At 70.0% G+C, this 25,695-nt stretch carries 21 protein-coding genes, 1 tRNA gene and 1 pseudogene; 11 read left to right on the top strand and 12 right to left on the bottom strand.

What is annotated here, in order from left to right; all coding sequences use genetic code 11:
• Nucleotides 1-111 precede the first annotated feature (111 nt).
• Genes RF650_RS05255 through ssd form a run of 3 tightly spaced genes read right to left on the bottom strand, consistent with a single transcriptional unit; the run spans nucleotide 112 to nucleotide 3,286 of the window.
• Nucleotides 112-897: a type II secretion system F family protein gene (locus RF650_RS05255; protein ID WP_064846639.1), complete on the bottom strand. Its 786-nt coding sequence runs from the start codon at nucleotides 895-897 to the stop codon at nucleotides 112-114.
• Nucleotides 894-2,180, bottom strand: coding sequence for a TadA family conjugal transfer-associated ATPase (locus tag RF650_RS05250; RefSeq protein ID WP_368814282.1), 1,287 nt, complete (start codon nucleotides 2,178-2,180; stop codon nucleotides 894-896). Before RF650_RS05250 ends, RF650_RS05255 begins: the two co-directional genes overlap by 4 nt.
• A complete protein-coding gene (ssd, locus tag RF650_RS05245) occupies nucleotides 2,177-3,286 on the bottom strand; it encodes a septum site-determining protein Ssd (protein ID WP_368814281.1) in 1,110 nt (369 codons plus the stop codon). The genes RF650_RS05250 and ssd overlap by 4 nt, the downstream gene beginning before the upstream one ends.
• A gap of 414 nt (nucleotides 3,287-3,700) precedes the next feature.
• Here ssd and RF650_RS05240 point away from each other — a divergent pair, with 414 nt between their 5' ends.
• A complete protein-coding gene (locus tag RF650_RS05240) occupies nucleotides 3,701-4,258 on the top strand; it encodes a hypothetical protein (RefSeq protein WP_368814280.1) in 558 nt (185 codons plus the stop codon).
• 61 nt (nucleotides 4,259-4,319) lie between these two features.
• On the opposite strand, the gene RF650_RS05235 is transcribed toward RF650_RS05240, so the two are convergent.
• From RF650_RS05235 to RF650_RS05225, 3 genes and pseudogenes are all read right to left on the bottom strand, one after another.
• Nucleotides 4,320-5,018: a peptidyl-tRNA hydrolase gene (locus RF650_RS05235; RefSeq protein ID WP_368814279.1), complete on the bottom strand. Its 699-nt coding sequence runs from the start codon at nucleotides 5,016-5,018 to the stop codon at nucleotides 4,320-4,322.
• The gene (locus RF650_RS05230; protein WP_368814278.1) at nucleotides 5,015-6,127 is read right to left on the bottom strand and encodes a dihydrolipoamide acetyltransferase family protein; all 1,113 of its coding nucleotides are present in this window, start codon (nucleotides 6,125-6,127) and stop codon (nucleotides 5,015-5,017) included. The genes RF650_RS05235 and RF650_RS05230 overlap by 4 nt, the downstream gene beginning before the upstream one ends.
• A gap of 10 nt (nucleotides 6,128-6,137) precedes the next feature.
• A pseudogene (locus RF650_RS05225) lies at nucleotides 6,138-6,910 on the bottom strand (alpha-ketoacid dehydrogenase subunit beta).
• 253 nt (nucleotides 6,911-7,163) lie between these two features.
• Here RF650_RS05225 and RF650_RS05220 point away from each other — a divergent pair.
• On the top strand, nucleotides 7,164-8,924 hold the full coding sequence (locus tag RF650_RS05220; RefSeq protein WP_368814276.1) for a bifunctional 3'-5' exonuclease/DNA polymerase: 1,761 nt from the start codon (nucleotides 7,164-7,166) through the stop codon (nucleotides 8,922-8,924).
• Nucleotides 8,925-9,050: 126 nt separating this feature from the next.
• Here RF650_RS05220 and RF650_RS05215 read toward each other — a convergent pair whose 3' ends face one another.
• Both RF650_RS05215 and nth read right to left on the bottom strand, forming a co-directional pair.
• Entirely contained in the window at nucleotides 9,051-9,833 is a 783-nt protein-coding gene (locus RF650_RS05215; RefSeq protein ID WP_318545299.1) for a CoA pyrophosphatase, read from the bottom strand.
• Nucleotides 9,834-9,844: 11 nt separating this feature from the next.
• Entirely contained in the window at nucleotides 9,845-10,708 is an 864-nt protein-coding gene (gene nth, locus RF650_RS05210; protein ID WP_368814311.1) for an endonuclease III, read from the bottom strand.
• A 180-nt stretch (nucleotides 10,709-10,888) separates the two neighbouring features.
• On the opposite strand from nth, the gene acs reads away from it, so the two are divergent.
• From acs to RF650_RS05195, 3 genes are all read left to right on the top strand, one after another.
• Nucleotides 10,889-12,841: an acetate--CoA ligase gene (gene acs, locus RF650_RS05205; protein WP_368814274.1), complete on the top strand. Its 1,953-nt coding sequence runs from the start codon at nucleotides 10,889-10,891 to the stop codon at nucleotides 12,839-12,841.
• 184 nt (nucleotides 12,842-13,025) lie between these two features.
• A complete protein-coding gene (gene aroQ, locus RF650_RS05200; RefSeq protein WP_064846707.1) occupies nucleotides 13,026-13,481 on the top strand; it encodes a type II 3-dehydroquinate dehydratase in 456 nt (151 codons plus the stop codon).
• Between the two features lie 193 nt (nucleotides 13,482-13,674).
• Nucleotides 13,675-13,977: a glycine betaine ABC transporter substrate-binding protein gene (locus tag RF650_RS05195; RefSeq protein WP_368814273.1), complete on the top strand. Its 303-nt coding sequence runs from the start codon at nucleotides 13,675-13,677 to the stop codon at nucleotides 13,975-13,977.
• A gap of 168 nt (nucleotides 13,978-14,145) precedes the next feature.
• Here the strand turns inward: RF650_RS05195 and RF650_RS05190 are convergent, their stop codons facing one another.
• Nucleotides 14,146-15,330 (bottom strand): MarP family serine protease, encoded by a 1,185-nt coding sequence (locus tag RF650_RS05190; protein WP_085106206.1) that lies wholly within the window; start codon nucleotides 15,328-15,330, stop codon nucleotides 14,146-14,148.
• A 251-nt stretch (nucleotides 15,331-15,581) separates the two neighbouring features.
• Between RF650_RS05190 and RF650_RS05185 the strand changes: the two genes are divergently transcribed.
• The gene (locus RF650_RS05185; protein ID WP_368814272.1) at nucleotides 15,582-16,259 is read left to right on the top strand and encodes a Crp/Fnr family transcriptional regulator; all 678 of its coding nucleotides are present in this window, start codon (nucleotides 15,582-15,584) and stop codon (nucleotides 16,257-16,259) included.
• 113 nt (nucleotides 16,260-16,372) lie between these two features.
• Here the strand turns inward: RF650_RS05185 and RF650_RS05180 are convergent, their stop codons facing one another.
• The 3 genes from RF650_RS05180 to RF650_RS05170 are packed head-to-tail and all read right to left on the bottom strand — an operon-like array spanning nucleotide 16,373 to nucleotide 17,984.
• Entirely contained in the window at nucleotides 16,373-17,287 is a 915-nt protein-coding gene (locus tag RF650_RS05180) for a hypothetical protein (RefSeq protein ID WP_131332364.1), read from the bottom strand.
• Nucleotides 17,288-17,289: 2 nt separating this feature from the next.
• On the bottom strand, nucleotides 17,290-17,769 hold the full coding sequence (locus RF650_RS05175) for a RidA family protein (protein ID WP_368814271.1): 480 nt from the start codon (nucleotides 17,767-17,769) through the stop codon (nucleotides 17,290-17,292).
• 20 nt (nucleotides 17,770-17,789) lie between these two features.
• The gene (locus tag RF650_RS05170) at nucleotides 17,790-17,984 is read right to left on the bottom strand and encodes a DUF4177 domain-containing protein (RefSeq protein ID WP_035965209.1); all 195 of its coding nucleotides are present in this window, start codon (nucleotides 17,982-17,984) and stop codon (nucleotides 17,790-17,792) included.
• A 125-nt stretch (nucleotides 17,985-18,109) separates the two neighbouring features.
• On the opposite strand from RF650_RS05170, the gene RF650_RS05165 reads away from it, so the two are divergent.
• The 5 genes from RF650_RS05165 to RF650_RS05145 all read left to right on the top strand — a co-directional run bounded on the left by RF650_RS05165 (nucleotide 18,110) and on the right by RF650_RS05145 (nucleotide 25,588).
• Complete coding sequence (locus RF650_RS05165) at nucleotides 18,110-20,251, top strand: transglycosylase domain-containing protein (protein ID WP_368814270.1); 2,142 nt, start codon at nucleotides 18,110-18,112, stop codon at nucleotides 20,249-20,251.
• Nucleotides 20,251-21,168 carry a metallophosphoesterase gene (locus RF650_RS05160; RefSeq protein ID WP_368814269.1) on the top strand — a complete coding sequence of 306 codons (918 nt, stop codon included), beginning with the start codon at nucleotides 20,251-20,253 and terminating at the stop codon, nucleotides 21,166-21,168. The genes RF650_RS05165 and RF650_RS05160 overlap by 1 nt, the downstream gene beginning before the upstream one ends.
• Before the next feature lie 10 nt (nucleotides 21,169-21,178).
• Nucleotides 21,179-24,076 carry an FAD-binding and (Fe-S)-binding domain-containing protein gene (locus RF650_RS05155; protein WP_368814268.1) on the top strand — a complete coding sequence of 966 codons (2,898 nt, stop codon included), beginning with the start codon at nucleotides 21,179-21,181 and terminating at the stop codon, nucleotides 24,074-24,076.
• 97 nt (nucleotides 24,077-24,173) lie between these two features.
• A tRNA-Pro gene (locus RF650_RS05150) sits at nucleotides 24,174-24,250 on the top strand.
• A 273-nt stretch (nucleotides 24,251-24,523) separates the two neighbouring features.
• Entirely contained in the window at nucleotides 24,524-25,588 is a 1,065-nt protein-coding gene (locus tag RF650_RS05145) for a hypothetical protein (protein ID WP_368814267.1), read from the top strand.
• Nucleotides 25,589-25,695 lie beyond the last annotated feature (107 nt).

Below are 25,695 nucleotides of genomic sequence, written 5' to 3'. Positions count from 1 at the left end.
CGAGCTCACGCGGGGAACGTCGCCGTCCGCGGGGGATCCGCAGCCGCGAGCCGGGAGAAAGCCACACAAGTACACCGCATCCCGCGAGAACACCCGCCATCAGCGCCCCGATCATGACGCGCTCTCCACTTCGGCGCGATGCATCAGGGCCCGGGTCCACAATCGCCCGGCGATGCTGAGGGCAGCACCCGCCGCGAGCGCGAGCCGACCCCACCACGTGGTCAGCAACGTGGTGATCGGATCCGTGCCCATGAGCACACCGAGCCCCAGCGCGAGCACGGGCAGCCACGACAGCGTCCGCACCGTGACCCGCGGTCCTGCCAGGGCACTGTCCCGGGCGGCCTGCGCGTCCAGCTGCGATTCTAGGGACTCCGCCACGCCCGAGAGCGTGCGCCCCAGGGGCGCCCCGGAACGCTCCGAGATCTCCCAGCACGCGGCGAGCTGGGCGCACACGGACCGCGCGGTGGCCGCGAGGGCACGATCACCCACGGGCACGGGAGCACTCGCGAAGCGTGTCAGACTGGCGGACACCGGGATCCCGACCTGGGCGGCGGCGTGGACGTCCCCGCACATCCGGGCGATCCACCGCCCCGTGGGTCCCGAGCCCGTGGAGACCGCGGGCAGTTCGCCGAACACCCGGGCGGGTGCCCGCCCCGCTTGCAGCAGCGCGGCCAGTCGGCGCACCACGGTCACCCATTGCATCGCTTCCGCGGCACGATCACGACGACGCCACCGTGCGAACACGCCCGTACCCACCGAACGCTCGGCACCGCCGTCGGCGTCGTCATCACCCGAGCGGTGTGCGGGTACTGCGAGGCTGCCCCCGCGCGCGCCGCCACTGCTCCAGACGAGCAACGCGGCCGCGGTGAGGACGAAGAGGAGAAACGCGAGCATCATGATGCGTCACGCCCTCGGGCCAGCAGCCGTGCCAGCTGTGACCACCCGGGCCCCTCGACCGGATGCCCGGACTCCACGGTCAGAGCGGGCCGGGTGCTCAGCACACCGTCCTCGAGGTGGAGAGTGCACAGGGAATCCAGCCTGCGTCCGGCGGGGGTGCGGCTCACGTGGGCCACGAGGTCCAGTGCGTTGGCAGCCTGCAGGTCCACGGCGCTACGGCTGAGTCCCGCGAGGGACCCCAGGGCGGCGAGCCGGGCCGGAACCGCCCGCGCGGAGTTCGCGTGCACGGTTCCCGCACCGGAGTGCCCCGTGTTCAGGGCGGTCAGCAACTCGCGGACCTCCGCGCCACGGCATTCCCCCACCACGAGCCAATCAGGGCGCATCCGCAACGCTTGCCGGACCAGGTCCGTGAGGTCCACGGAACCGGCCCCCTCCACGTTCTCCTGCCGGGACTGCATGCCGACCACGTGGGGATGATCGGGGTTCAGCTCCGCGGCGTCCTCCACGAGCACGAGGCGCTGTCCCGGCGCGCACTGGGACAGTAGAGCAGACAGCACGGTGGTCTTTCCGGAACCGGTGGCGCCGCTGATCATGAGATTCGCCCGTGCGGCCACGGCATCCGTGAGGACGTCCGCGAGGAACGGGTGCACGGTCCCGGAGTGCACCAGATCCGCGAGCGACAGCCGCTGCGGAGCCCGGAAACGGATGGACAGCAGTGTCCCCGACGTGGACACCGGCGGGATCACGGCATGCACCCGTAGCCCGGTGGCGGTCTGCACGTCCACGCACGGGTGGCCGTCGTCCAGCCTTCGCCCGGCCGCGGTCACGAGCCGCACCGCGAGCGCACGCACGTGCGCCTCGGACGTGAACGGGCTCGTGACACGCTGGATCCCGTCGTGGGTCTCCACGAAGACGTTCTCGTGGCCGTTGACGTAGACGTCGCTCAGTCCGGTTGCCGGCAGTAGTGGCTCCAACGGCCCGAGCCCGGTCAATTGCGCCTTGACGTGCTGCGCTGCTCGGACGGAGCCGACGGCCCCGAGCACCCGGCCCGTCTCCCGCACGGCCTTGGCGATCCTGGTGTCGGTGATCGGACCGCCCTCGGCCAGGAGGCGTTCGCGCACCTGGTCCACGAACGCGGCGTCGTGCGCGGCAGCTTCCGGCCCTGGCGTGGCGCACGGCCCGGACCGGGTTGCGGTGTGGTCGACTACTTCCGACCCCGACGCGTCGCGCGGACCGGGCCGGGCGGCGTCGTGATCGTGGGACACCGTGCATGAGACCGTCATGACAGCTCCTCCAATGCCCGGGCGATCTGCGCCACGGCCTTCGCGTGGCGGGGACGCCGGCCGCGACGTAGGACGGTGCCATCGTCGAGGTGCTGGGGCACGCCAGCGTCGAACGCCACGGCCGCCACGCACGGCACGCCGGCGGCCTCGGCCACGACCGGGGGATCCACGTCCGCGACGTTGACCCCGCACACCGCACTCACCACGGGAACGGGTGCGCAACGCCGCACCGTGTGTTCCGCGGCCAGGATCCCGCGCACGGTGCGGGAAGCCAGGACCAGCACGGCATCGCACCAGCGCGCTTGCCGTTCGAGGTCCGAGCGGCACAGATCCACCACCTGGACCGCAGCGGCGCCACGCAGCGCGGCGATCACCGTGGCCATCGGAACGGTGTGCGCTAGGCTCGCGTGGCGATCCCATGAGAGGTACCGCAGGGCATCCAGGCGCGGCATGGCCGCCCACAGTTGATCGGCCGCCACGGTGCCCGAGAACTGATTGAGCTCGGGCCACCGCAGCCCGTCGGTGGTTTCCTCCCCCAGCGCGAGATCGAGGCCCGCGCCCAGGGGGTCACCGTCCACGAGCGCGGTGTCCACCCCCCGGGCCGCGAAGTGCCCCGCGAGCCAGCACGCCACCGTGGACGCGCCCACTCCCCCGGTAGCGCCGACGACGCCGTACACCCGCCCGGTCGTGCGTGGCAGTTCGGAATCGGACGAGCGGGAGATCATGTCCGCGAGCCACGCGGCCGCGTGCGGTAACACCACCACGGCGGACGCCCCGAACCTCACCGCGGTGTCCCACGCGTCGGCGTGTTCGGTGAGCGCCACGACCACCGCCCCGCGGGGTACGACGTCCCCGGCCCAGGCGGCATCCACGAGCACGACGTCCGACGACGCCGCTCGCGCCCCCGCACCGTCGTCCGTCACCCTGAGCGCAACCCCGGCGCCGATACACACGGCCTCAACGGCCTCCACGAGGTCAGGGGTGGTGCTGAGCAACTGCACGCCGCGGGTCCCGTGCAACTCGGTGCAGGCCAGCGAACTGCCCGCCGAGGCACCGCCCGCGGCGACACCGCCCGATGCCGCGCTGCCCGTCGCCGCGCCTCCCATCGGTGCACGTCCCCCCGCTGCGCTGGCCCGCGAGCGCGCCGCGATCGGGGACTCGCAATCCGCGGGGACCGGCCCGGCAGGGAGCGGGCCACACCCCTGATCGCCATGGCCGCTGTCAAAGGCTGCGTAAGACCGACTGGCCGCGCGGCGGGCTCGACGCGAGGCGCCCGGAGGGTCGACGGGAGCCGTGATGGATGCGGTGTTCATGGCACCAACCTGGCCGGTGACACCCACGTTCCGCGCCCGCTGGCCCGCACTGTGCAGCGTTGCGGGCACCCGCCGCGGCGCGTCGAGTGCTGTGCAGATCGCCCGCCGCGGGGACGGAGGGTCCCCTCCCGTCGTGCGTGCTCGCCGAGTATTACGGAACGGTAACCGGTGGTGCACAGTTGTCCGGGGAAGCACCACCTTGAGCTGATGGACCTCAAACCTGTGACACGAACATCGGCCGTCGCGGCGCTGATCCTGAATGTGCTCTATTGCCTGCTGGTGCTCGCCCTGCTGCTCTGGGTGTTCCACTGGGGCCGGGTCAGCATCATAGTGGTGGCTCTGCTTCTCCTGGCCGTCATCATCATCCCCGGGTTCTTCGCATTGCGCCCGCAGACCGAGTGGGCGAAGGACTACACCATCACCTCATGCGGTGCCCGTAGCCAAGGGCAACTCACGGTACCGGTGCCCGTCTCCGAACTTCCGAGACTAGTCGAGCGTGCCTGCGTCCAGCACGCGGAACTGGGCTTGCGAGAGCTCGGTGCGCAGGGCGGGCGGATCTCGGTGGGAATCCCGCTCTCGTCGTGCGGCGCGCGCGTCCGGTCCGCTTTGCGACCCGTCTCGGAGACCGCGTCGCAGATCGTGGCGACCTCGCGTCCTCGGATGCCCCTGGAACTGTGGGGCCTGGCCGGGAGCGAGGCAAACCTGTCCGTGCTGTTCCGCGGCGTGGCACGGGAGGCCGAGCGCACGCACACGAGCGTGGCCTGAGCACCGCCCGACCGGGCACGGCGCATGCCCCATGAGGCCCGGCTCTCAGCTGAGCCGCCGCTCAGGCGGGTTCCACCCACCACGCCCGGGTGGTGTCGGTGGGGCCGTCCAGCTCGGTCAACCCCGCGTCCGTGACCGTGACCGGCCTCTGGACCCCGCCCCACTCATCCCGCGAGGGGAACTCCACGCGCACCCGGTAGTCGTCCACGCGCCAGCGTTCCCGCACTGCTTCGGGCATGGCCTCCCACGCGAGCTGCGCGGCGTGCCCACACTGCGCCGCGAGCTTGCCGCTCGAGATCCCGAGTCCCGGGGCCACCTCCACGGTGACCACGGCATTCTGCGTGGCGGAGGCCCCGACGGCGGGGAATTGCGTGCCGGACACCTGCAGCTTGTGCAGTTGCTTGGGCAGGGGCTGCACGGGTGCGGGCACGAACGCCCTCACGGCCGCGGTGCCGTGCTCGTCCGCTGCCGTAGTCGGCGCCTTCTGCGCCACCGTGACCCCGGGTAACGCCTGCACGTCCTCCCAGCGCTTGCCGTCCGCGCGCCGCACAAGTTTGCGGATCTGCACGTCCCGCCACGTCCGCACGGCCTCGTGCCATGGCCCACCCGGGGCGCTGCGTTCGTCGGCCAGCAGCATCACGACGGCGCGCGCCGCCGCTTCCGCGACGTCCACCTCCCGTGCGGGGCGCCCACGATCCCGGTACACCACCAGTTGCATGGCCCAGGGGACGTCGTGGGTCTCAGTCGGCTCGGCACTCATGGCCCCGAGTCTCCCACACGGGTCCGCAGCGCGAGCTCGCCCACGGACAGCGCGTGCGCGTCCGGGACCACGGGGACCATGAGACCGCGGTCCGTGGCCGTGGCGATCCCCAGGTGCACGCGGCGGGGGACCGTGATCTGCTCACCCTGCAGCGAGGCGTTGAGCTCCGGAGTCCGGTGCAGGACCCAGCACATGGCCCGCGAGAGCACGGCCAGGGGGCTGACCCGGGCGTATCCCTCCGCACCGCAGCTGCGCGCCACGAGCTCCATGGTGCGCGTGACGTCCACGTCCAGGAACTCGGTGACGTGCGGCGCGGGGGACGCAGAAGCCACCATCGCCTGCGCCGTGGCCTTGCGGACGCCCTTCAACGGGATGGTCCACGTCTCGTCGCCCTCCGGTGCGCCGGGCGACGCCGTCGGCGCGACCTCCGGGAGACCACCGGTGCCTACCAGGTGCTGCGCGAGGTCCCTGCGGGTGACCTCGCCGGCCGGACCCGTTCCGGTCAGCGCGGCGAGATTCACCCCGGCGTCCTTGGCCCGCTTGTGCACGGGCGGTGTGGCGCGGGCACGCGTGTCCCCGGGGGACGGCACCGAGGGTTCAAGACGCTGCGGGGCACCCACGTCCTCGTGGAGACCGATAGGACCGGACGGTGCTGGCCCCGCCGGCTCGGCCGCCCGCTGCTCCGCAAGGGCACGACGTCGCCCGAGTCGCCCGCGACGCTTCGTGTCCTCCCGAGCCCCGTACCCGACCAGGGTGGCGCAGGAACCCTCGGCATCGGCCGCGGGTTGCGCGCCGGTCTGGGGGCCGGACTCCCGTGCAGAACCGGCCGGGGCAGCGGGTGCACCGGTGGACCCGTCCGCCACGGCGTCCTCGGCCACGATGTCGATGATGGGCGTCCCCACCTCCACCGTGGCTCCCTCGGGGGCGAGCAGCGCCGCCACCGATCCCACGGTGGGACACGGCAGTTCCACGACCGACTTGGCGGTCTCGATCTCCACGATCACCTGGTTGACCTTCACGGCGTCACCGGCGGCGACTTTCCAGGTCAGGATGTCCGCTTCCGTGAGGCCCCCGCCGACGTCGGGGAGCTTGAACTGGGCTGTATTCATGATCTTCTCCTCAATACTCGAGAGCCCGGTCGATCCCGTCGAGGATTCTGTCCACGTCGGGCAAGTCGTGGTGCTCGGAACGCGACGCCGGGTACGGGGTGTGGAACCCGCCCAGGCGGATCACGGGTGCCTCGAGGTCGTAGAAGCATTTCTCCCCGACCCGCGCGGCGATCTCAGCGCCCACACCGAAACTCGTGGGCGCTTCATGGACGACCACGAGACGACCCGTCTTGCGCACGGAGGTCACCACGGTGTCGATGTCCACGGGGCTGATCACCCGCAGGTCCACGACCTCCACGGACACGCCGTCGTCCTGCGCCGCCGCGGCCACGTCCAGGGCCGTGGTGACCAGGGGTCCGTACGTCACCAGGGTCACGTCCTCGCCGAGGCGACGAACCACTGCCCCGCCTGCGAGACCGAAGCTCCCATAGGCGGCGGGGTCGGTCCCCACCTCACCCTTCATCCAGTACCGGCGTTTGGGTTCGAAGAAGATCACGGGGACCTCGGAGGCGATCGCCTCCCGGATGCCCCAGTACGCGTCGTGCGGGGTGCCGGGCGCCATGATCCGCAGCCCGCTCATGGCCATTCCGACGCCCGTTCCCACGATGCCCGCTTCCGCGAGGGGAGCATCGATGACCCGCTGGTCACCGAAGTCCTTCTGCAGCCCGTCCGTGATGAGGAAGACCCCGCCCGCGCGCCGATGTCCTCCCCGAACAGCACGACCCCGGGATCGTCCTCGAGGGCCTTGCGCAGTCCCCGGTTGATGGCAGCGGCCAGGGTCATGGTGGTGTTCTCGGCCCCGGGTGCCTGGGCCGCGGTCCCAGCTCGCCGCTGGGACTGATCATCTGCACGGGATGAGGTTCACCCGGTCCCGTTCGTTCCGGATCCATCACCTCGTTGTGAACGTTCATGTCACTCCTCGAAGTAACGCGTATTCAATTGTCACTAGGTCTCTGTGATGCAGGTCGCTACGTCTATCCCGCGCGGCTCCGCCAGGGGGCCCGGGCGTACCCGATCCACGCCCCATACTGGGAGCATGCACATCGTGGTGGCCGCCGCAGAGCCCGGGTCCTGGGTGTTGCGGGTGGTCTCCGCGAACGGCAAGCCCGCCGGGGAGCCGCACACCGTCACGGACGAGGGCCTCGCCTTCGAGGTCGCCCGGCGCGAGAACGCGGCACGTGCCGCGGGCGTGGTGCCTCCCGTGTGGACGTGGCTCGAGACCTCCGTCCCCGCCGCACTGCTGCTCGCCGCGGGCGTGTGGGTGACCCGCTGCCGGGACCTGGGACTGTGCGCCACGATCCTTGCCACGGCCGCGACCGCCCCCGGATCCGGCGCGCCCGATCCCACGTCGGACGAACCCCGCCCACTCGACTACCGTCCCGTGATCGAACCCGCGGACCCGCGCCGCGTGCCCGGTCCACGCGCCCCGGCCGAACCGAGCAGCCAGGGGTCGCTGTTCGCCGTCGTCGAGCAGCGCGGACCCGGGACGGACGAGTTGATCGCGGAGCTCGCCGCGCAGAACCGGGCGTGCGAGACCGCGCGCTATCCCCGGCGGATCGAACGCCTGCTGGCCCTCGAGTCCCAGGGCGCGTTGGTGGCCGCGGACATGCGCCACCACGGCGTCCCCTGGAGCCCCCGGGCCCACGAGGAGATCCTCGAGGAGCTGCTCGGCCCCCGCCCGGTCGGTGAGGAGCGGCCCGCGCGCATGCAGGAACTCGCCCGGCGGGTACGTGACGTGCTCGACGCCCCCACCCTCAACCCTGACTCCCCCGTGGAGCTGCTCAAGGCCCTGCGCAACGCCGGGGTGGACGTGGACACCACGCGCGCGTGGAAACTGCAGGACTGGGCCCTCGTCAACGGCCGGCCGCAGGAGCAGCGCGTGGCCATCGTGGAACCGGTGCTCGAGTACAAGAAACTCTCCCGGATCTTCTCCGCGACCGGGTGGCACTGGTTGGACACCTGGGTGCGGGAGGAGCGCTTCCACCCCGAGTACGTCGTGGGCGGCGTCGTGACCGGACGATGGGCCGCGCGCGGCGGCGGTGCGCTGCAGATCCCCAAGTACATCCGCGGCGCCGTGCGCGCGGATCCCGGCCGCGCGCTCGTCGTGGCCGACGCCGCCCAGCTCGAGCCGCGCGTGCTGGCCATCCTCGCGCGCGACGACGCTCTGGCCGAGGCGTCGCGCGACCGTGACCTCTACGAGTCCATCGCACTGCAGGGCGAGGCACGCGGTTCGGAACTCAAGGAGCGGGCGCACGCGAAGCTCGCACTGTTGGGCGCGATGTACGGTGCGACGTCCGGGGCCGGCGGGCGGTTCATGCCTCACCTGGCCCGGATGTTCCCGCGCGCCGTGGGTTACGTGGAACACGCCGCGCGCGTGGGCGAGCTGGGGCACCAGGTCTGCACCTACCTGGGCCGCTGGTCACCCGTTCCCGGGGCGGAATGGTTTGAGGTGCAGCGCGCCACGGCCACCCAGGCCGGCGAGCGCCGGGCCACCCAGGCCGCGCGCGGTCACGGCCGGTTCTCCCGGAACTTCGTGGTCCAGGGCTCGGCCGCCGAGTGGGCGCTCGCATGGTTGGGACACATCCGACAGGGTCTGCACGACGCCGGCCTGGACGCACAGCTCGTGTTCTTCCTGCACGACGAGGTCATGGTCCACTGTGCCGAGCAGCATGCGCCCCGGGTGCGGGACCTCGTGACGCAGGCGGCCGAACAAGCGGTGATCACGGTGTTCGGCAGGGTACCCGTGGCGGTCCCGGTGGCCACGACGGTGGTGACGTCGTACGCGGATGCGAAGTGACCGCGGCTGCGCGCACCGGCATTACGCTGAGACGTCCCGCTCCTGAGTGGCGTCCTGCTGGTGACCTCGCGGACCGTCCGCACCATGCGCCTCGACGGGGACCGAGGGTGAACGGCGCTGAAAGGGTTACGCCTTCGGCCCGAACCTCGGCGCGGGGCGCTTGATCGAGCGGTCCCACTCCACGGACCAGCCGAGCCAGTCGAGCACGCGGTCGATGATGACGCCGGTGAACCCCCACACGGTGATGGGCTCGGCCACGTCCGCCACGCTCACGTCGAATGCCGGGGACTCGTAGGTGTGCTGCCCGCGGGTCACGGTCGCGTAGTACCGGTGGGCGGGGTTGATCAGGTCCAGCACCGGCACCCGGAACACCAGGGAGGACTCGGCGTGGTCCACCACGTCCACGGGGGACGGGCTGCGCCACCAGCCGATCACGGGCGTAACCAGGTGGTTGCTCACGGGCAGCGGCACGGGGTGCAGTGCACCGAGGACCTCCACGCCGTCCGGGTCCACCCCGGTCTCCTCGTGGGCCTCCCGCAGTGCCGCCCGGATATGGGGTGCGCTCACGCGCCCGCCGGGCACGTCCAGGAAGGTGCCGGGTTCGCCGTCGGGCGGATCGAGGCGCCCGCCCGGGAAGGCGACCTGGCCGGGGTGGGCACGCAGGGTCGCGGCGCGCTGGACGAGCAGCACGTCCAGGTCACGTCCCGGCCCGTCCGTGTGCTCGGCGTAGTGCGAGGGCACGGCGTCCAGCGCGCCGAAGAGGATGAGCACCGCGGAGTGCCGATGGTTCTCGTCCAGCTCGCCGATCCGCCACGGTTCGCGGTCGTGCATGATCACGGAATCACCGTGCCGGGCGAGCTCCACGAGCTGATCACGGGGGTCGGCCCCGTGAGGGTCGGAGGGGGTCATGCGAAGTCCTTTCACGCGCCGAGGGTGTGTCCGTCGGCGCGCAGTTCGCGGCGCGTGCGCCCGGCCAGGAAGCCCGCGAGCAGCTCCTCGCGGCCCGGGGCGAGTTCGTAGGCCAACAGTTTCCGGGCGGCCAGTGGATCGGTGGGGCCCGTGCCGTAGGAGGGGCACAGATCCGCGACCGGACACACTCCACACGCTGGTTTGCGCGCGTGGCACATCCGCCGGCCGTGGTAGATCAGTTCGTGGGACAGCTCGGTCCACACCGCGGGCGGGAACAGGGCGGCCACGTCCGTCTCGACCTTGACGGGGTCCTCCTGGTCGGTCCAGCCGAAGCGGCGCGCGAGCCTGCCGAAATGCGTGTCCACCGTGATCCCGGGGACCCCGAACGCATTACCGAGCACCACGTTCGCGGTCTTGCGCCCCACGCCGGGCAGGGTCACGAGCTCGGCGAGCGTACCCGGGACGCGGCCGTCGTACTCGTCCACGATCCGCGTGGCCAGCCCCTGGATGGAACGCGCCTTGGACCGGTAGAACCCGAGCGAGCGCACCCGTTCCTCGACGTCCTCGGCCGGCGCCTCGGCCAGCTCCCAAGGCCCGGGGTATGCGGCGAACAGCCCCGGCGTTACCGAGTTGACGCGCACGTCGGTGGTCTGCGCGGAGAGCACCGTGGCCACGAGCAGCTGCCACGAGTCGTCGAAATCCAATTCCGCCACGGCGTACGGATAGCTGCGCACGAGCTCGCGCTGGATCCGCCGCGCGCGCCGCGTCGTCGCCAACCGCGTTTCGCCCCCGGTACGACGACGCCGCGCGGCCGCCTGCTCGGCCTGGCGCGGGGGCACGAAGCGCACGTGGGCAGCGGCGGCCGGGGAGTCCATGTCCTCGATCATGGTGGCCGCCGTGGCGGGGGTCAAACCGCGCGGCCGCCGTGACGGTGCGCGCGACACCGGCCGCCATGGATCGAGCACGGGCGGGAACCTCGACTACGCTGGAGAACAAGAATGTGAACTGAACCACGTGCCCGCGAGCGGCACGAGACGGCCCAGGTAAGGAGCACCATGTCCCCGGAATCCGCAGCATCCCAGTCGAAGACCTACGCACCCAGCGAGGAGTTCGCCACCCAGGCCAACGCCACCGCGGAGCTGTACACGCGGGCCAAGGAGCAGGGTGAGGAGTTCTGGGCGGACCAGGCCCGCGAGCTGCTGACGTGGTCCACCCCGTTCACCGAGGTATTGGACTGGTCCAACCCGCCGTTCGCCAAGTGGTTCCAGGACGGCACCCTGAACGCCGCGTACAACGCCGTGGACCGCCACGTGGAGGCCGGCAACGGGGACCGCGTGGCCCTGTACTTCGAGGGCGAGCCCGGGGACAGTGCGTCCTACACGTACGCGCAGCTCAAGGACGAGGTCTCCAAGGCCGCGAACGCGTTCGAGGCGCTCGGCGTGGGCAAGGGCGACCGCGTGGCCGTGTACCTGCCCATGATCGCGGAGGCCGTGGTCACCATGCTCGCGTGCGCGCGCATCGGAGCGATCCACTCGGTGGTCTTCGGCGGCTTCTCCGCGGATGCCCTGCGCTCGCGCATCGAGGACGGCGAGGCCAAGCTCGTGGTCACCGCGGACGGCTCCTACCGCCGCGGCAAGCCCACGACGCTCAAGCCCGCCGTGGACGCCGCCCTGGAGAAGGGCGGGAGCTCCGTCCAACACGTGGTGGTGGTCAAGCGCAACGGCGAGGAGGTCGCGTTCCAGGACGGCCGTGACGTGTGGTGGCACGAGGTCACCGAGAACGCCTCCACCGAGCACACGCCCTCGGAGCAGAACGCCGAGGATCCGCTGTTCATCCTCTACACCTCCGGCACCACAGGCAAGCCCAAGGGCATCCTGCACACCACCGGCGGCTACCTCACCCAGGCGGCGTTCACCCACAAGAACGTGTTCGACCTCAAGCCGGAGACGGACGTCTACTGGTGCACCGCGGACGTCGGGTGGGTCACGGGCCACACCTACATCACTTACGGGCCGCTCGTGAACGGCGCCACCCAGGTGATCTACGAGGGCACCCCGGACTCCCCGCACCGCGGCCGGTTCTGGGAGATCGTGCAGAAGTACGGCGTGAGCATCCTCTACACGTCCCCCACCGCCATCCGCACCATGATGAAGTGGGGTGAGGAGATCCCCGGCGAGTGGGACCTCAGCTCGCTGCGCTTGCTGGGCACCGTGGGCGAGGCCATCAATCCCGAGGCCTGGACCTGGTTCCACCGTGTGATCGGCGGCGAGCGCTGCCCCATCGTGGACACGTGGTGGCAGACCGAGACCGGCTCGATCATGATCTCCCCGCTGCCCGGGGTCACCCACGCCAAGCCCGGTTCCGCGCAGGTCCCGCTGCCGGGGATCGCGGTGGACGTCGTGGACGACGCCGGCAACTCCCTGCCCAACGAGACCGACGGTTTCCTGGTGGTCCGCAAGCCGTGGCCGTCCATGCTGCGCACCATCTGGGGGGACGACGACCGTTTCGTCAACACCTATTGGGGCCAGTTCGGTGACAAGTACTTCGCCGGCGACGGCGCCAAGCGGGACGCGGACGGGGACGTCTGGATCCTGGGTCGCGTGGACGACGTCATGAACGTCTCCGGCCACCGCCTGTCCACCCCCGAGATCGAGTCCGCGCTGGTCTCCCACCCGTCCGTGGCCGAGGCCGCCGTGGTGGGCGCCCAGGACGAGACCACGGGCCAGGCGGTTTTCGCCTTCGTGATCCTCTCGGACCAGGCCACCGCCGAGAACCGGGACGCCGCCGAGCTCGCCGAGGAGATCCGCGCGCACGTGGGCCGGGAGATCTCCCCGATCGCCAAGCCCAAGAAGGTGTTGATCGTACCCGAGCTGCCCAAGACCCGCTCGGGCAAGATCATGCGCCGTCTGCTCAAGGACGTCGCCGAGGACCGCCCCGTGGGTGACGTCTCCACGCTCGCGGACCAGACGGTCATGCAGCAGATCGTGGACTCGCTCGGCCAGAAGTAACCCCGGCCCCGGCGGGCGACGCCGCTGCGGTGCCTCGCGTGAAGAGGTCATCGTGGCGGCGTCGTCCGGTGTTGTCAGGGTGTTCGACGACGCCGCACTGTTCGTCGGTGCCGCACTGTTGGTCGGTGCCGCCTTGTTCGGAGGTGCCGTGTCGCTCCACGTGACCGTGTTGTTGAATGGAGCCATGAGTGAGCTGCCGATCCACGTCCTGAATGGGCCCAATCTCAACACCCTGGGCACCCGCAAGCCCGAGATCTACGGGCACACGACCCTTGCGGACGTCGAACGCAATGTGCGCGTCCGCGCGCAGTCGTACGGGCTGGACGTGGTGTTCGAGCAGTCCAACTATGAGGGGCAGCTCGTGGACTGGATCCAGCGGGCGCGCACCGAGGCATGCGGGATCGTGATCAATCCCGCGGCGCTGACCCACTACTCCGTGGCCCTGCACGACGCCCTGGAGATGTGCGAGATGCCGATCGTGGAGGTGCACATCTCCAACGTGCACCGCCGGGAGGCCTTCCGGCACACGTCCTTCGTGTCACCGCAGGCCACGGCCGTGATCGCCGGTGCCGGTGTCCTGGGGTACGAACTGGGCGTGCAGGTGATCGCCAACGAACTGGGTAAGAACATCGAGAGTTAGGACGCACCCTGACCGCAGCAGATCCACGGTCCGGTGTGCCCCTGGTCTACAGGCGCATCGATGAGTCCTTCCAACAGGTGGCCGCCGCCGGGGGCGTGGAGCTGTTCGCCGATGCGTGGTTGCCCGGCGGCCACGAGGTGCACTGGGAGCAGGTCAAGGACACGTGCGTGGAAGCCGCGGTGCTCTTCGAGGGGTGCATGTTCTCCTGGGCGTTCCGGCCCACGTCCCGGAGGACCTGGTCTCGTCCCTGCAGGAACTGGCCAGACCCGAGGTGGCCGAGCGGATGACCACGCTCACCGCGCAGGGGACCATGCCCGGGACCGGTCTGACCATGCGCTCCGAGAAACTCATCGAGGCCTACGGACTGGCTGCGCTGGGGCGGCGCCAGGAGATCGGTGACCCGCGGGCCATCATCGACACGGTCGACCGGCGCATGGCGGACGAGGACTGGTTCGTCACTGCCCTGTGGCAACCGCAGTACCTCCACGACGTGTAGTACGACCTGCGCCCGCTGCGTGATCCCCTGAATGCGTTCTTGGCCCCGGACCGCGCCTCCCTGCTGGCGCACTCGGTACCCGGCCACCGCTCGTGCGTGCTCGACCGCCGGTCATCGGTGCTCAGCCGCTGCTTGTCGGTGTTCAGCTGCTACCAACAGGATGTCCGCTCAGGACACCACGCACTGACCTGTGGGGACGGACTCCGTGGAGTCCCCCGCCGCGGCGAGGATCTCGGTGACACGAGCCACGGGGATCGCATACCCCACCTGATCCGTGACGGCCTTGGCGAAGACCACGCCCACGACCTCACCGTCCGCGTTGAGCAGCGGACCGCCCGAGTTGCCCTGCTCCACATTGCCCGCGATCTGGATGATGCTGCGGGTCTGGGTCTGCCCCGTGGTCACGTTCTGCACGGGGGCCACCGCCTGACCCTGGATCGTGGCCGGGCGCAGCGTATAGGGACCACCCAGCGGGTAGCCCGCGAAGGACACGGTCTGTCCGCTCGTCACCGAACTCTGCAGGGCCAGGGGTGCCTCGGGCAGATCGGGGACGCGCAGCACCGCGAGGTCGGACGCGGCGTCGTACTGCACGGCCTGCGCACGGTAGACGCGACCGTCGCGCGTCTGGACCACGGGCTGGTCCACGCCCGCGACCACGTGGGCGTTGGTCACCACCGTGCCGGGCTGCGCCACGAATCCCGAACCCGTCTGGTTCTGGGCGCACTGGGCGGCCGTGCCGTAGACCTGGACCACGGACTGGCCCGCGTCCGCGACGCTCTGGGTGTCCGGGGTGTCCGTGGGGTCCGGGGCGGCCTGGGACGGGAAGAGCAGTTCGTCCAGCTGCCGGATGCCCTGGGCGCCGCTGATCGCGTTGCGGGTCTGTGTCATGGCCTGGCGCACGGGCTCCGGGGTGACCCGCTCGATACCGCGCAGCACCTGCGAGGACGCGACCTGTTGGGACAGTGCGGGAAGGCCCAGCTGACCCACGAGCGAACCCACGAGCCCCATGACCAGGGCGGCCACGACCACGTTGAGCACCCCGCCGCCCACGCGGTCCAGGATCCCCAGTCCCGTCCTCTCGGTGATCCGCGCGAGGGCGTTACCCGCGATCGACCCCAGCCACTGACCCAGTGCCAGGGCCACGAGGACGGTGAGCAGCACGGCCGGGATCCGCCATTCGTCCGAGACGTACGCGGACACCACGGGGCCGGCCCAGAACGCCACCACGGCGCCGAGCACTAGCCCCACGAGGGACGCGAACGAGCGGAAGAACCCTCGGCTCAGCCCTGCGACGAGATACGCCACCAGCGCCACGATCAGCAGCACGTCCAGGATGTTCAGGGACAGGGTCATCGAAGTCCTCACGGAGGGGGAACACGCGGGGATCGGGTGCGTGCTCAGCCGAGCATACGGTGGGGGGCTGGGTAAATCGTGGATCGTGAACGGTGGATGAACACGAGCGGGAACACCCGGAACTCGCAGCGCGTTCACACCGGGCATAACCAGCGGGGTGGGCCCGGGCGGTGTGAAATTCGTTACGATGGAACGTACTCAGATCATGTGCCCCTGTCCGGGCTCATCCGCAATCCGTGAGGAGTTTTACCTTGGATACAGACGTCCTACGCCGCGCTCCGCTGTTCGCTTCCTTGGACGATGAGGCGTTCGCCGCTCTGACCGAGGAGATCACCGAGGTGAACCTCTCCCGCGGTGCCACCCTGTTCTACGAGGGTGATCCGGGGGACCAGCTTTACTTCATCGTCTCCGGCAAGATGAAGCTTGGGCGCACCGCGAGCGACGGTCGCGAGAACCTCGTGGCCGTCATGGGTCCCGGTGAGATCTTCGGCGAGATGGCCCTGTTCGACCCCAGCCCCCGCTCCACCTCCGCGACCGCCGTGTCCGAGACCCGCCTGGACGGGCTCAAGCACGAGAACCTGCGCAAGGTCATCCAGCGCTCCCCCGAGGTCTCCGCGCAGCTGCTGCAGGCGCTCGCCCGGCGCCTGCGCCGCACCAACGAGAACCTCGCGGACCTAGTGTTCTCGGACGTCCCCGGCCGCGTGGCCAAGGCTCTGCTGGACCTCGCGGACCGGTTCGGCCGCCCCGCCACGGACGGCATCCTGGTGTCGCATGAGCTCACCCAGGAGGAACTCGCCCAGCTCGTGGGCGCCTCCCGCGAGACCGTGAACAAGGCCCTGGCCGAGTTCGTCCAGCGCGGTTGGATCCGCCTCGAGGCGCGCGCCGTGGTCATCCTGGACCTGCAGCGCCTCAAGCAGCGCTCCCGCTGACACCGGTTCTTCCGCCGACGGCGCTCGTGGCACCCGCCACGGGCGCCGTCGCCTTTCACACGGGATGCGTACGGGGTGCGTGAGGGCGCGCGGGACGCGACCCACCCGGGAGGTCACTCGTCCAGGACGAGGACGGGTTCGCCGTCGCGCAGATCCAGTCGGGGACTCTTGACCCGCAGGTCCCGCCGGGCCGCGAGGAACGCCACCGCCGAGCCGGCGTGCGCAACCGCCTCGAGGGCGCACTGCACCCCGGGGGTCGTGAGCTCGTTGAGGTCGAAGTGCCAGGGGTCGTCGGTGAGGCTGGCTTCCTCCGACTGGCGCCGGAACAGCTCCGGCACCGGTGTGGACCACGGGTCCTCGAACAGGGCGCGCGCGTCCACCCAATCGAGCCACGCCACACCGCGCTGCGTGGCCAGCGGCACGGGGCGCTGGCCCACGGGAACGGCCGCCGAATAAAACTGCAGGTCCACGCGCTGGTGGATGAAGTCCGAGGTGATCCAGTGGGACAGCGGCCGGAGGCATTCGCTGTGGAACGTGAGACTGCGCTTGGCCAGCAGGTCCGCGAAGGAGAACTCCTCTGCTGCCAGCCGTTCCCGCGAGGTCATCCAGTCCGCGCCGTCCACGCTCTCGGCGACACCGTGACCCGGGGTTCCCGCGAGCAGGATCCCGGTCTCCACGAACACCTTGCGCGCGGCGGCCACCACGCTGCGACGCGTGCGGCCGATGTCCTCCGAGAGCACCTTGTGGGCCCACTGCGCGGGGGTGGGGCCGTGCCAGTCCAGGGGTTCGTCGTCGCTGGTCTCGCACACCCCGCCGGGGAACGAGAGCGTGCCCATGGACTGGCGGCCCGGGCGGTGGAGCATGAGGGTCTCCACGCCGTGCTCGCCGTCCCGCACGAACACGGTGGCGGCGCCGTGGCGGGGGGCGGAACCGTGCAACCCCAACCCCCGTTCCATCCAGGCCCGGGCGGCCGTGGAATAGGCGCGGGGCACCGCGAAGATGCGTTCGTTCCCGCGGCCCCCGCTCATCGTCAGTGGAACTCGACGATCAGTTCGACCTCCACCGGGGAGTTCAGCGGCAACACGCTGACACCCACGGCGGAGCGGGCATGCACGCCGGCGTCCCTGAACACCCGGCCCAGCAGGGTGGACGCGCCGTCCACCACGGCGGGCTGACCGTAGAAGTCGGTCGCGGAGGCCACGAAACCCGTGACCTTGACGATGCGTTGGATCCGGTCCAGGTCCTCGATCTGGGACTTCACCGCGGCCAGGGCGTTGAGCGCGCAGCGTTCGGCGAGCTCGGCGGCCCGTTCCGGGGACACGGTCCCCTCGGCGCCGGAATCGCTCACCACGCCGGTCTCGAGTAGTGACCCGGACACCAGCGGCAGCTGGCCTGCGGTGTAGACGTGCTTCCCGCTCACCACGGCCGGGGCGTAGGCCGCGAGCGGCCGGGCCACGCCCGGCAGTTCCAGACCCAGCTGCGCGAGCCGGTCTTCGTAGCTCTTGTCCATGATGTCCTCTTCCCCGCGGGTCAGTTCTTGGGCCGCTTGAAGTAGGCGATCGGGTTGGTCTGGACGGGGGCGTTCACGTTGCCCGCGGGGGTGTCCGCGGCCTGCGTGCCGGGCAGGACGGTCACGAGCTCCCAGCCGTCCTCACCCCAGTTGTCCAGGATCTGCTTGGTGGCGTGGATCATCAACGGAACGGTGGCGTATTCCCATGTGGTCATGGCCACCACCCTACTGGTCCCGCCCCCCGCAGCGCGCCGGGAGCGTTCCCGCACGAGGTTCGCGGGCCGTGTGCCACCCTCTCCGGTACACGATTCGCACAGGACCCGGCCTATAGACTGGCCCAATGGCATCACGCAACAACTCGGGCTCCGAGCCCACCTCGGTACTGGGCAACATCGTGGCGTTCATCGCCGTGTCGGTGGTTGCCGGGGTGGTGGCAGCCGGACTCCTCGTTCCCCCCGCCGCGGCCGCCGGACTGGCCGCCAACGCGTCCATCGGCTGGTTCAAGTCCCTTCCCGCGGACATGGAAATGGGCCCCCTCTCCCGTTCCTCCACCGTGGTGGCCAAGGACGGTTCCGAGATCGCCACGTTCTTCGCGCAGAATCGGGAACCGGTCTCCCTGAACCAGATTTCCCCCAACATGAAGAAGGCGCTGCTGTCCATCGAGGACCGCGACTTCTACGACCACGGCGGTGTGGACCCCTGGGGCATCGTGCGTGCCATGGGCAATAACGTGTTGCGCCCCAGCAACCGCCAGGGTGCCTCCACCATCACGCAGCAGTACGTGAACAACTTGATCATCGATCAGCAGGTCCGGGCCGGCGAGCAGGCCAGCACCATCGGCGCGGACAAGGGCATCGTGGATAAGATCAAGGAAATCAAGCTCGCGCTGTCCATGGAGCAGGAGAAGTCCAAGGACGAGATCCTGGAGGGCTACCTCAACATCGTGCTCTTCGGCGGTCAGAACTACGGTGTGCAGGCGGCCTCCGAGTACTACTGGGGCATCCCGGCCTCCCAGCTGAGCATCGCGCAGGCCGCCACGCTCGCGGGCATGGTGCAGTCCCCCAACTACTACGATCCGCAGGTCAACCCGGAGGCCTCGGTGCAGCGGCGCAACGTGGTGCTGGACACCATGGTGCAGACCGGCGCGATCACGCAGCAGCAAGCGGACCAGGCGGCCCGCGAGCCCCTGAACCTGGACATCCACCCCACGAGTTCCGGGTGCTCGGCCGCGCGGACCGCTCCCTACTTCTGTGACTACGTGGAGAACCAGGTCATGCAGTCCAACTCGTTCGGTGCCACGCCGGAGGAGCGCCTGGCCACGCTGCAACGCGGTGGTCTGACGATCACCACCACCCTGGACCCCAAGGCCCAGCGGGCCGCGGACACCCAGGTGAACGCGACCCAGCCCAAGGACGACAACCCGGACAACGTCTCCACGGCGTTGGTCTCCCTGGAGCCGCGCAACGGTCACATCGTGTCCATGGCGCAGAACACCAACTACTCCGCCGCGGAGGGCACCTCCAACACCACGTACAACTTCAACGTGGACAGCTCCATGGGCGGTGCCGGTGGGTTCCAGGTGGGCTCCACGTTCAAGCCGTTCACCCTGGCCCAGTGGATCAATGCGGGCAAGGGCATCAAGGCGAGCGTGGACGCGCGTCGTCTGCACTACCCTGCGGACTTCCGTTGGAAGGCCTCGTGCCTGCCCAACGGGTACAAGATCGAACCGGGTGATGACGGCAACGGGTTCAGCTTCCAGAACGCGACCGAGGGATACGCCCGGGTCATGGACGTGGACTACGGCATCTACAACTCCATCAACTCGGCGCTGTACGCCATGGCCGCGGACCTGGACCTGTGCGAGATCGGTGAGTTAACCAAGGCCATGGGCATCCACGACGGCAAGACCGGTGATCCCGTGGACACCACCGTCCTGTCCTCCCTGTTGGGTGGTTCGGTGGACATCTCCCCCATGACAATGGCGCGTGCCTTCTCCGGCTTTGCGAACGACGGCGTGATGTGCGAGCCCCGCGCTGTCACCAAGGTCGTGGACTACACCGGGAAGAACTACGACGTCCCCGGTGACAGCTGCCAGCAGGTGATCAAGAAGGAGGTGGCCCAGGGCGTGAACGAGGTGCTCAAGCAGGTGCTCGTGCGCGGTTCCGGGTACCAGCGCTCGATCGGGCTGCCGGATGCCTCCGCCGCCAAGACCGGCACCACCGACAACTCGACCCAGACCTGGATGCTCGGCTACACCAAGGGCCTCGCGACCGCCTCGTGGGTGGGTAACTACGAGTTCGGTTCCCGCTCCCTCAACGGCCTGAGCATCGGCGGGCGAACCGGCGGTTCGGGTACCGAGTGGGTGGACGGTGCCACGTACGCGGGTGGCCAGTGGCAGAACTACATGCGCACCGTGGCCCCCGACTACGACACCTCCCGGTTCTCCTCGCCGACGCCCAGCGTGATGTCGGCGCGCAAGTAGTGGCGGACTCCACCGCATCCGCCCCGGTCGCCCGCTCCCTCGCCGCGGCCGGAGCGGGCTTGTTCGCCGCTGGCGCCGGGACGCTCGCGTGGGCCTCACTCGGGGAGCGGCGTCGATTCCAACTGCGCCAGGAGACGGTGCGTGTGCTCCCGGAGGGCTCCCGGCCCGTGCGGATCCTGCACATCTCCGACCTGCACACCGTGCCCGGGCAGGAGGCCAAGAAGCACTTCGTGCACTCGCTCGCCGCACTGCGCCCGGACCTCGTGATCGACACGGGTGACAACCTCTCGCACCTGCGCGCCCTGCCGTACCTGCTCGAGATCCTGGAGCCGCTGTTCGCGTTCCCCGGTGTGTACGTCCCGGGGTCCAACTGCTACTTCGCGCCGCAGCCCAAGAATCCCGCGCGCTACCTGTGGCGCACCACGAGCGGCGAGAAACCGGACGAGGCCCCGCGGTTGCCCACCGAGGACATGCACCGCGCGTTCGACGAACGCGGCTGGACCGGGCTCATCAACCGCGCCGAGCGGCTCAACATTGCGGACACCGTCATCGACTTCTCCGGCGTGGACGACCCCCACCTGCGCTTCGACCGGCACCCGGGCTTCCCGCGTGACCAGGACGGGCCGGCCCACGTGCGCATCGGCGTGGCGCACGCGCCGTACGTACGCACGCTGGACCGTTTCGCCGCCCACGGTGCGGACATCGTCTTCGCGGGTCACACCCACGGCGGTCAGGTCTGCCTCCCCGGGGGCCGCGCGCTGGTGAGCAATTGCGACCTGGATCCCGCGATGTGCAAGGGATTGATCTCCCACAGGGGCGTCCCGGTGAACATCTCCCAGGGCCTGGGCGAGTCCCGCTTCGCCCCGGTGCGGCTTTTCTGCCCACCACAGGCCGTTCTGGTCACGCTCACGGACTAAGGTTCTTCCCATGGCACCGATTCGACTCCCCCTCCCCACGCGCCGACCCGACGACGCCGCCCCGGCTCCCAGCGACTCTCCGCTGGACCGCGCGGTGGCGAGGATCGAGCGGGAGTGCGGCAGCGGCGTCGTCGTCACCGGGGAGCTGGAACGGCGCGCGGTGGCCCACGACGCCTCCCACTACCTGATGCAGCCCCGCGCGGTGCTGCGCCCACGGGACACGCACGAGGTGGGGCGGATCTTCGCCGCGGCCGCGGACACGGACGCTGGCCTGACCCTGCGCTCGGGCGGCACGTCCCTGTCGGGGCAGTCCGTCACGGACCAGATCCTCGTGGACGTCCGCCGCCACTTCAAGAGCGTGGAGGTCCTGGATCGGGGTGCCCGCGTGCGCGTGCAACCCGGGGTCACCGTGCGCCAGGTCAATGCGCGGCTGGCTCCGCACGGGCGGGCGCTGGGCCCGGATCCGGCCAGCGAGTCCGCGTGCACGCTGGGCGGAGTGGTGGCCGACAACTCCTCCGGGATGGCGTGCGGCACCGAGTTCAACACGTACCGCACCCTGGAGTCCATGGTGCTCGTGTTGCCCTCCGGCACGGTGCTGGACACCGCCGCCCCGGATGCTGGTGAGCAGCTGCGGGCCCGAGAGCCCGACCTGTTCGAGGGCCTGCTCCGGCTGCGGGACCGCGTGCGGGGCAATCCGGAGTCCGTGCGGACCATCCAGCGACTGTTCGCCATGAAGAACACCATGGGCTACGGGCTGAACTCGTTCCTGGACCACGAGGACCCCGTGGCCATCCTGGAGCACCTCATGATCGGCTCGGAGGGCACCCTGGGGTTCGTGGCGAGCGCGACCCTGCGCACCGTGCCCGTGCACCCGCACGTGGCCACCGGCCTGCTGGTGTTCCCCACCGTGGTGGCCGCCACGAGTGCCGTTCCGGACCTGGTGGGCTCGCAGTGCGCCACCCTGGAGCTGATGGACGCCACGTCCCTGGCGGTCTCGCAGCGCACCGGACTCGCGCCGTCCGCGATCATGGACATCCCGGTGAGCCAGCAGGCCGCACTGCTCGTGGAGTACCAGCACGACACCGCGGCAGGTGTGCGGGAGCTGGCGGAGGCGGCGGCGTCCACCTTCGATGCGCTCGAGCTGGCCGGGCCGGTGGCCCTGACCACCGACCCCCGCGAGCGCGCGAGCCTGTGGACCGTGCGCAAGGGGCTCTACACCACCGTGGCGGGCAACCGACCGCAGGGCACCAACGCGCTGCTCGAAGACGTGGTGGTGCCGGTGGACCAGCTGGGCGGCACGTGCGAGGAGCTCACCGGACTCTTCGACGCCCACGGCTACCGGGACTCGGTGATCTTCGGCCACGCCAAGGACGGCAACGTCCACTTCATGCTCAACGAACAGTTCGATGATCCCGCTTCGCTACGCCGTTACGAGCAGTTCACCGAGGAGATGGTGGAGCTCATCCTGGGCCGCGGGGGCTCCCTCAAGGCCGAGCACGGGACCGGGCGGATCATGGCCCCGTTCGTGCGGCGGCAGTACGGGGACGAGCTGTACTCGGTGATGGTGGAGCTGAAGGCCCTGATCGATCCCGGCAACCGCTTCAACCCCGGGGTGATCCTCACCGAGGACCCGCGCGCGTACCTGCGCGATCTCAAGACCGCGCCGGCCGTGGAGGAGGAGGTGGACCGGTGCGTGGAATGCGGATACTGCGAGCCGGTGTGCCCATCCCGGGATCTCACGCTCACGCCGCGCCAGCGCATCGTGGGGCGCCGCGAGATCGCGGACGCCGAAGCGCGCGGTGAGCACGAACTGGCCGGTCGGATGCGGCGCGAGTTCGACTACGACGGGCTGCAGACGTGCGCGGTGGACGGCATGTGCGTGACCGCGTGCCCCGTGGACATCAACACGGGTGACCTGGTGCGTCGGCTGCGGGCGGAGAACCGTTCCGCTGTGGCGGACCTCGTGTGGGCGGGGCTCGCCCGGGCGTGGCCCATGACCGTTCCTGGTGCGGCCTTCGCGCTGTCCCTGGCCCGGCGGATGCCCGCCGCGCTCCCGGTCAGCGCGACGTCGGTGGCCCGCGCCGCGCTCGGGACGGACACCGTCCCCGGCTATTCCCCTCGTCTGCCCGCGGGCGGTCGCTCCCGTGCCGGATTGACGACGGCGCCCGCGAACGTCCCTGCCGACCGCGCCCGGGCCGTGTTCTTCCCCGCGTGCATCGGGGCCATGTTCGGCACGGTGCACGGGGAGGGACCGTCGGTGTCCGAGGCGTTCTTGATGTTGTGCGAGCGCGCCGGAGTGGACGTACATGTTCCCGAGGGCATCACCTCCACGTGCTGTGGCACGCCGTGGAAGTCCAAGGGCCTACCCTCCGGATACGAGACCATGTCCCGGCGGACCCTCGAGACCCTGTGGGAGGCCTCCGAGCACGGCACACTCCCGGTGGTGTGTGATGCCTCCTCGTGCACCGAAGGACTCGTCACCATGCGAGAACTGGCGGCGAACTCGCCCCGGTACGCCGGACTGCGGTTCGTGGACGCGGTGCAGTTCGTGGCCGAGAACGTGCTGGACCGGCTGACCGTGTCCTCGCCCGTGGGCGCGCTCGCGGTGCACCCCACGTGCTCGTCCGTGCAACTGGGGATCAACGATCACCTCCTGCGCGTGGCTGGCGCATGTGCCGAGCACGCCACCGTTCCTTTCGCGTGGGGGTGCTGCGGGTACGCGGGCGACCGCGGCATGCTGCATCCCGAGCTCACGGCGGCCGCCACGGCTCCCGAGGCTGCGGAGGTACAGGCCGGAGCCTTTGATGCATACGCATCTTTGAATCGGACGTGTGAGCAAGGCATGACCGAGGCCACGGGCAAACCCTACGAACACGTCCTGCAGGTGCTGGAGCGGGTCAGCCGCTGACGCCGCGCTCGGACGTTTTCGGTGACTCGGGGATTTCACATTCCTCCCGTGCTGCCGCTATGCTGGAGCAGTTGTTCGCGGCTCTGCCGTGTGACATCGGGATGTGGCGCAGCTTGGTAGCGCGCGTCGTTCGGGACGACGAGGTCGCAGGTTCAAATCCTGTCATCCCGACCACATGAACACCCGGACCCACGAATCGTGGGTCCGGGTGTTCTGCATTTCCCCACGGACCCGGATCCCGGAAACCCATTCCGAGCCTCTTCCCGGGACATGGTCCGGCCCGGCGATACTCGGCAGCGGCACGTAGAAACCTATGCATAATCATTCATTGTCTGAACCGATATGCACTCCGGTCATGATCGCGTAGCTAACCGGCAATCCGTCACCATCCCCCGGCGCACCGGTGAACTCCACGATGACAAGTACTGACGATGAACCTCTCCGGTCGTGCCCTGGCTCGCGCAGGCCGCGTGCATGCCCGCGTACCGCGCGATCGGTGACCTCATGGCCGAGCGGGACATGCAGAAGATCACCCGGTGCTTCTGCGAGGTGTGGCCGGCCATGTTCCTGCAGACCCTCCCGCTCGCCGGGCTGTTCGCACTGCCGCTGTGGCTGGCCACCGGCTGGTCCTGGCAGGCCATGGGCGCCTACCTGCTGTTGCTGGGCGCGCACGTGCTGTTCGTACAGTCCCTGGTCCTCGCCAACGTGGGAGAACGCCGCGGCCTGTGGGCCGTGGCATGGGGCGCCTACGCCCTGGCCCTGGCCGTGGTTCCCACCGTGTGGATCCTTCCGCCCCTGGTCGCCGCGGCCACCCAGATCGCGGCAATGGGCCGTCAGCTGTCCCACGTGCGGGTCTTCGAACGCCTGGACCACCGCAACTTCGCCGCGGACGCGCTGCGCGGACTGCTGCTCGGATCGGTGTTGTGGGCGGACAAGTTCGTGCTGTTCCTGGCCACGGACGGGACCTTCCAGGTGATCGTGGTGTTCATGGCCATGCTCCCCGCGGTGCTCGCCTACAACTTCTACTTCGTCAACATGGCCCCGCACGTGGACCGCGCCGTCAGCGGACTGCACCGGGCCATCGAGAAGGAAACATTGCCCGTGCTGGCCTCCCGCTCCACGCTGCTCAGCTACGTGGTGGACCGCTCCGTCCTGCGCACCGGCGCGGTGGGCATGGTGCTGACCCTGGCGGCCGCGCTGCTGCTGGGCGGACTGCAGCCCCACCACGTCCTCCTCGCGGTGACCGTGGCCGTGGCGTCCTGGACGTTCATGATGCTCACGCTGTTGAGCTACGAACTGGACTACATCGGGGAGAAGATCACGGCCCAGGCCCTGGGTGCGGTGCACCTGGTCGTGAGCATCCTCGCGTTCGCGGTGTTCTCCACCAACGGGGCGTACGCCCTCCTGTTGCTCGCGGACCTGGTGCTGGTCGCCGGTGCCTGGGCACTGTACAAGCGTCACTGGGCCCAGCCTGAGTACACCCTCTTCTGGCGCCACGCCACGTCCTGGTAACGCAGTCCACGTAAGCGCTTCCTATCAAGCGCATCCGCCGCGCCCGGGCGCAGTCCTGCCCGGTCTCGGCCCCCACTGCACGTCCCTGCTGGTCGCCACATTGCGAC

The sequence above is a fragment of the Kocuria sp. CPCC 205297 genome (genome assembly GCF_040981035.1).
Lineage (GTDB): Bacteria > Actinomycetota > Actinomycetes > Actinomycetales > Micrococcaceae > Kocuria > Kocuria marina.
This window is presented reverse-complemented; position numbering and strand designations above follow the sequence as displayed.

Excerpts from the sequence above, each read along its gene's own strand:
- RF650_RS05170 (WP_035965209.1), bottom strand. The coding sequence starts at position 17,984 with ATGACCACATGGGAATACGCCACCGTTCCGTTGATGATCCACGCCACC.
- RF650_RS05235 (WP_368814279.1), bottom strand. The coding sequence starts at position 5,018 with ATGAGTGCCGAGCCGACTGAGACCCACGACGTCCCCTGGGCCATGCAA.
- RF650_RS05155 (WP_368814268.1), top strand. The coding sequence starts at position 21,179 with ATGGCACCGATTCGACTCCCCCTCCCCACGCGCCGACCCGACGACGCC.
- RF650_RS05220 (WP_368814276.1), top strand. The coding sequence starts at position 7,164 with ATGCACATCGTGGTGGCCGCCGCAGAGCCCGGGTCCTGGGTGTTGCGG.
- nth (WP_368814311.1), bottom strand. The coding sequence starts at position 10,708 with ATGGACTCCCCGGCCGCCGCTGCCCACGTGCGCTTCGTGCCCCCGCGC.
- RF650_RS05250 (WP_368814282.1), bottom strand. The coding sequence starts at position 2,180 with ATGACGGTCTCATGCACGGTGTCCCACGATCACGACGCCGCCCGGCCC.
- RF650_RS05175 (WP_368814271.1), bottom strand. The coding sequence starts at position 17,769 with ATGGACAAGAGCTACGAAGACCGGCTCGCGCAGCTGGGTCTGGAACTG.
- RF650_RS05190 (WP_085106206.1), bottom strand. The coding sequence starts at position 15,330 with ATGACCCTGTCCCTGAACATCCTGGACGTGCTGCTGATCGTGGCGCTG.
- RF650_RS05255 (WP_064846639.1), bottom strand. The coding sequence starts at position 897 with ATGATGCTCGCGTTTCTCCTCTTCGTCCTCACCGCGGCCGCGTTGCTC.
- RF650_RS05180 (WP_131332364.1), bottom strand. The coding sequence starts at position 17,287 with ATGAGCGGGGGCCGCGGGAACGAACGCATCTTCGCGGTGCCCCGCGCC.
- RF650_RS05215 (WP_318545299.1), bottom strand. The coding sequence starts at position 9,833 with ATGACCCCCTCCGACCCTCACGGGGCCGACCCCCGTGATCAGCTCGTG.
- acs (WP_368814274.1), top strand. The coding sequence starts at position 10,889 with ATGTCCCCGGAATCCGCAGCATCCCAGTCGAAGACCTACGCACCCAGC.
- RF650_RS05165 (WP_368814270.1), top strand. The coding sequence starts at position 18,110 with ATGGCATCACGCAACAACTCGGGCTCCGAGCCCACCTCGGTACTGGGC.
- RF650_RS05240 (WP_368814280.1), top strand. The coding sequence starts at position 3,701 with ATGGACCTCAAACCTGTGACACGAACATCGGCCGTCGCGGCGCTGATC.
- aroQ (WP_064846707.1), top strand. The coding sequence starts at position 13,026 with ATGAGTGAGCTGCCGATCCACGTCCTGAATGGGCCCAATCTCAACACC.
- RF650_RS05230 (WP_368814278.1), bottom strand. The coding sequence starts at position 6,127 with ATGAATACAGCCCAGTTCAAGCTCCCCGACGTCGGCGGGGGCCTCACG.
- ssd (WP_368814281.1), bottom strand. The coding sequence starts at position 3,286 with ATGGGAGGCGCGGCGACGGGCAGCGCGGCATCGGGCGGTGTCGCCGCG.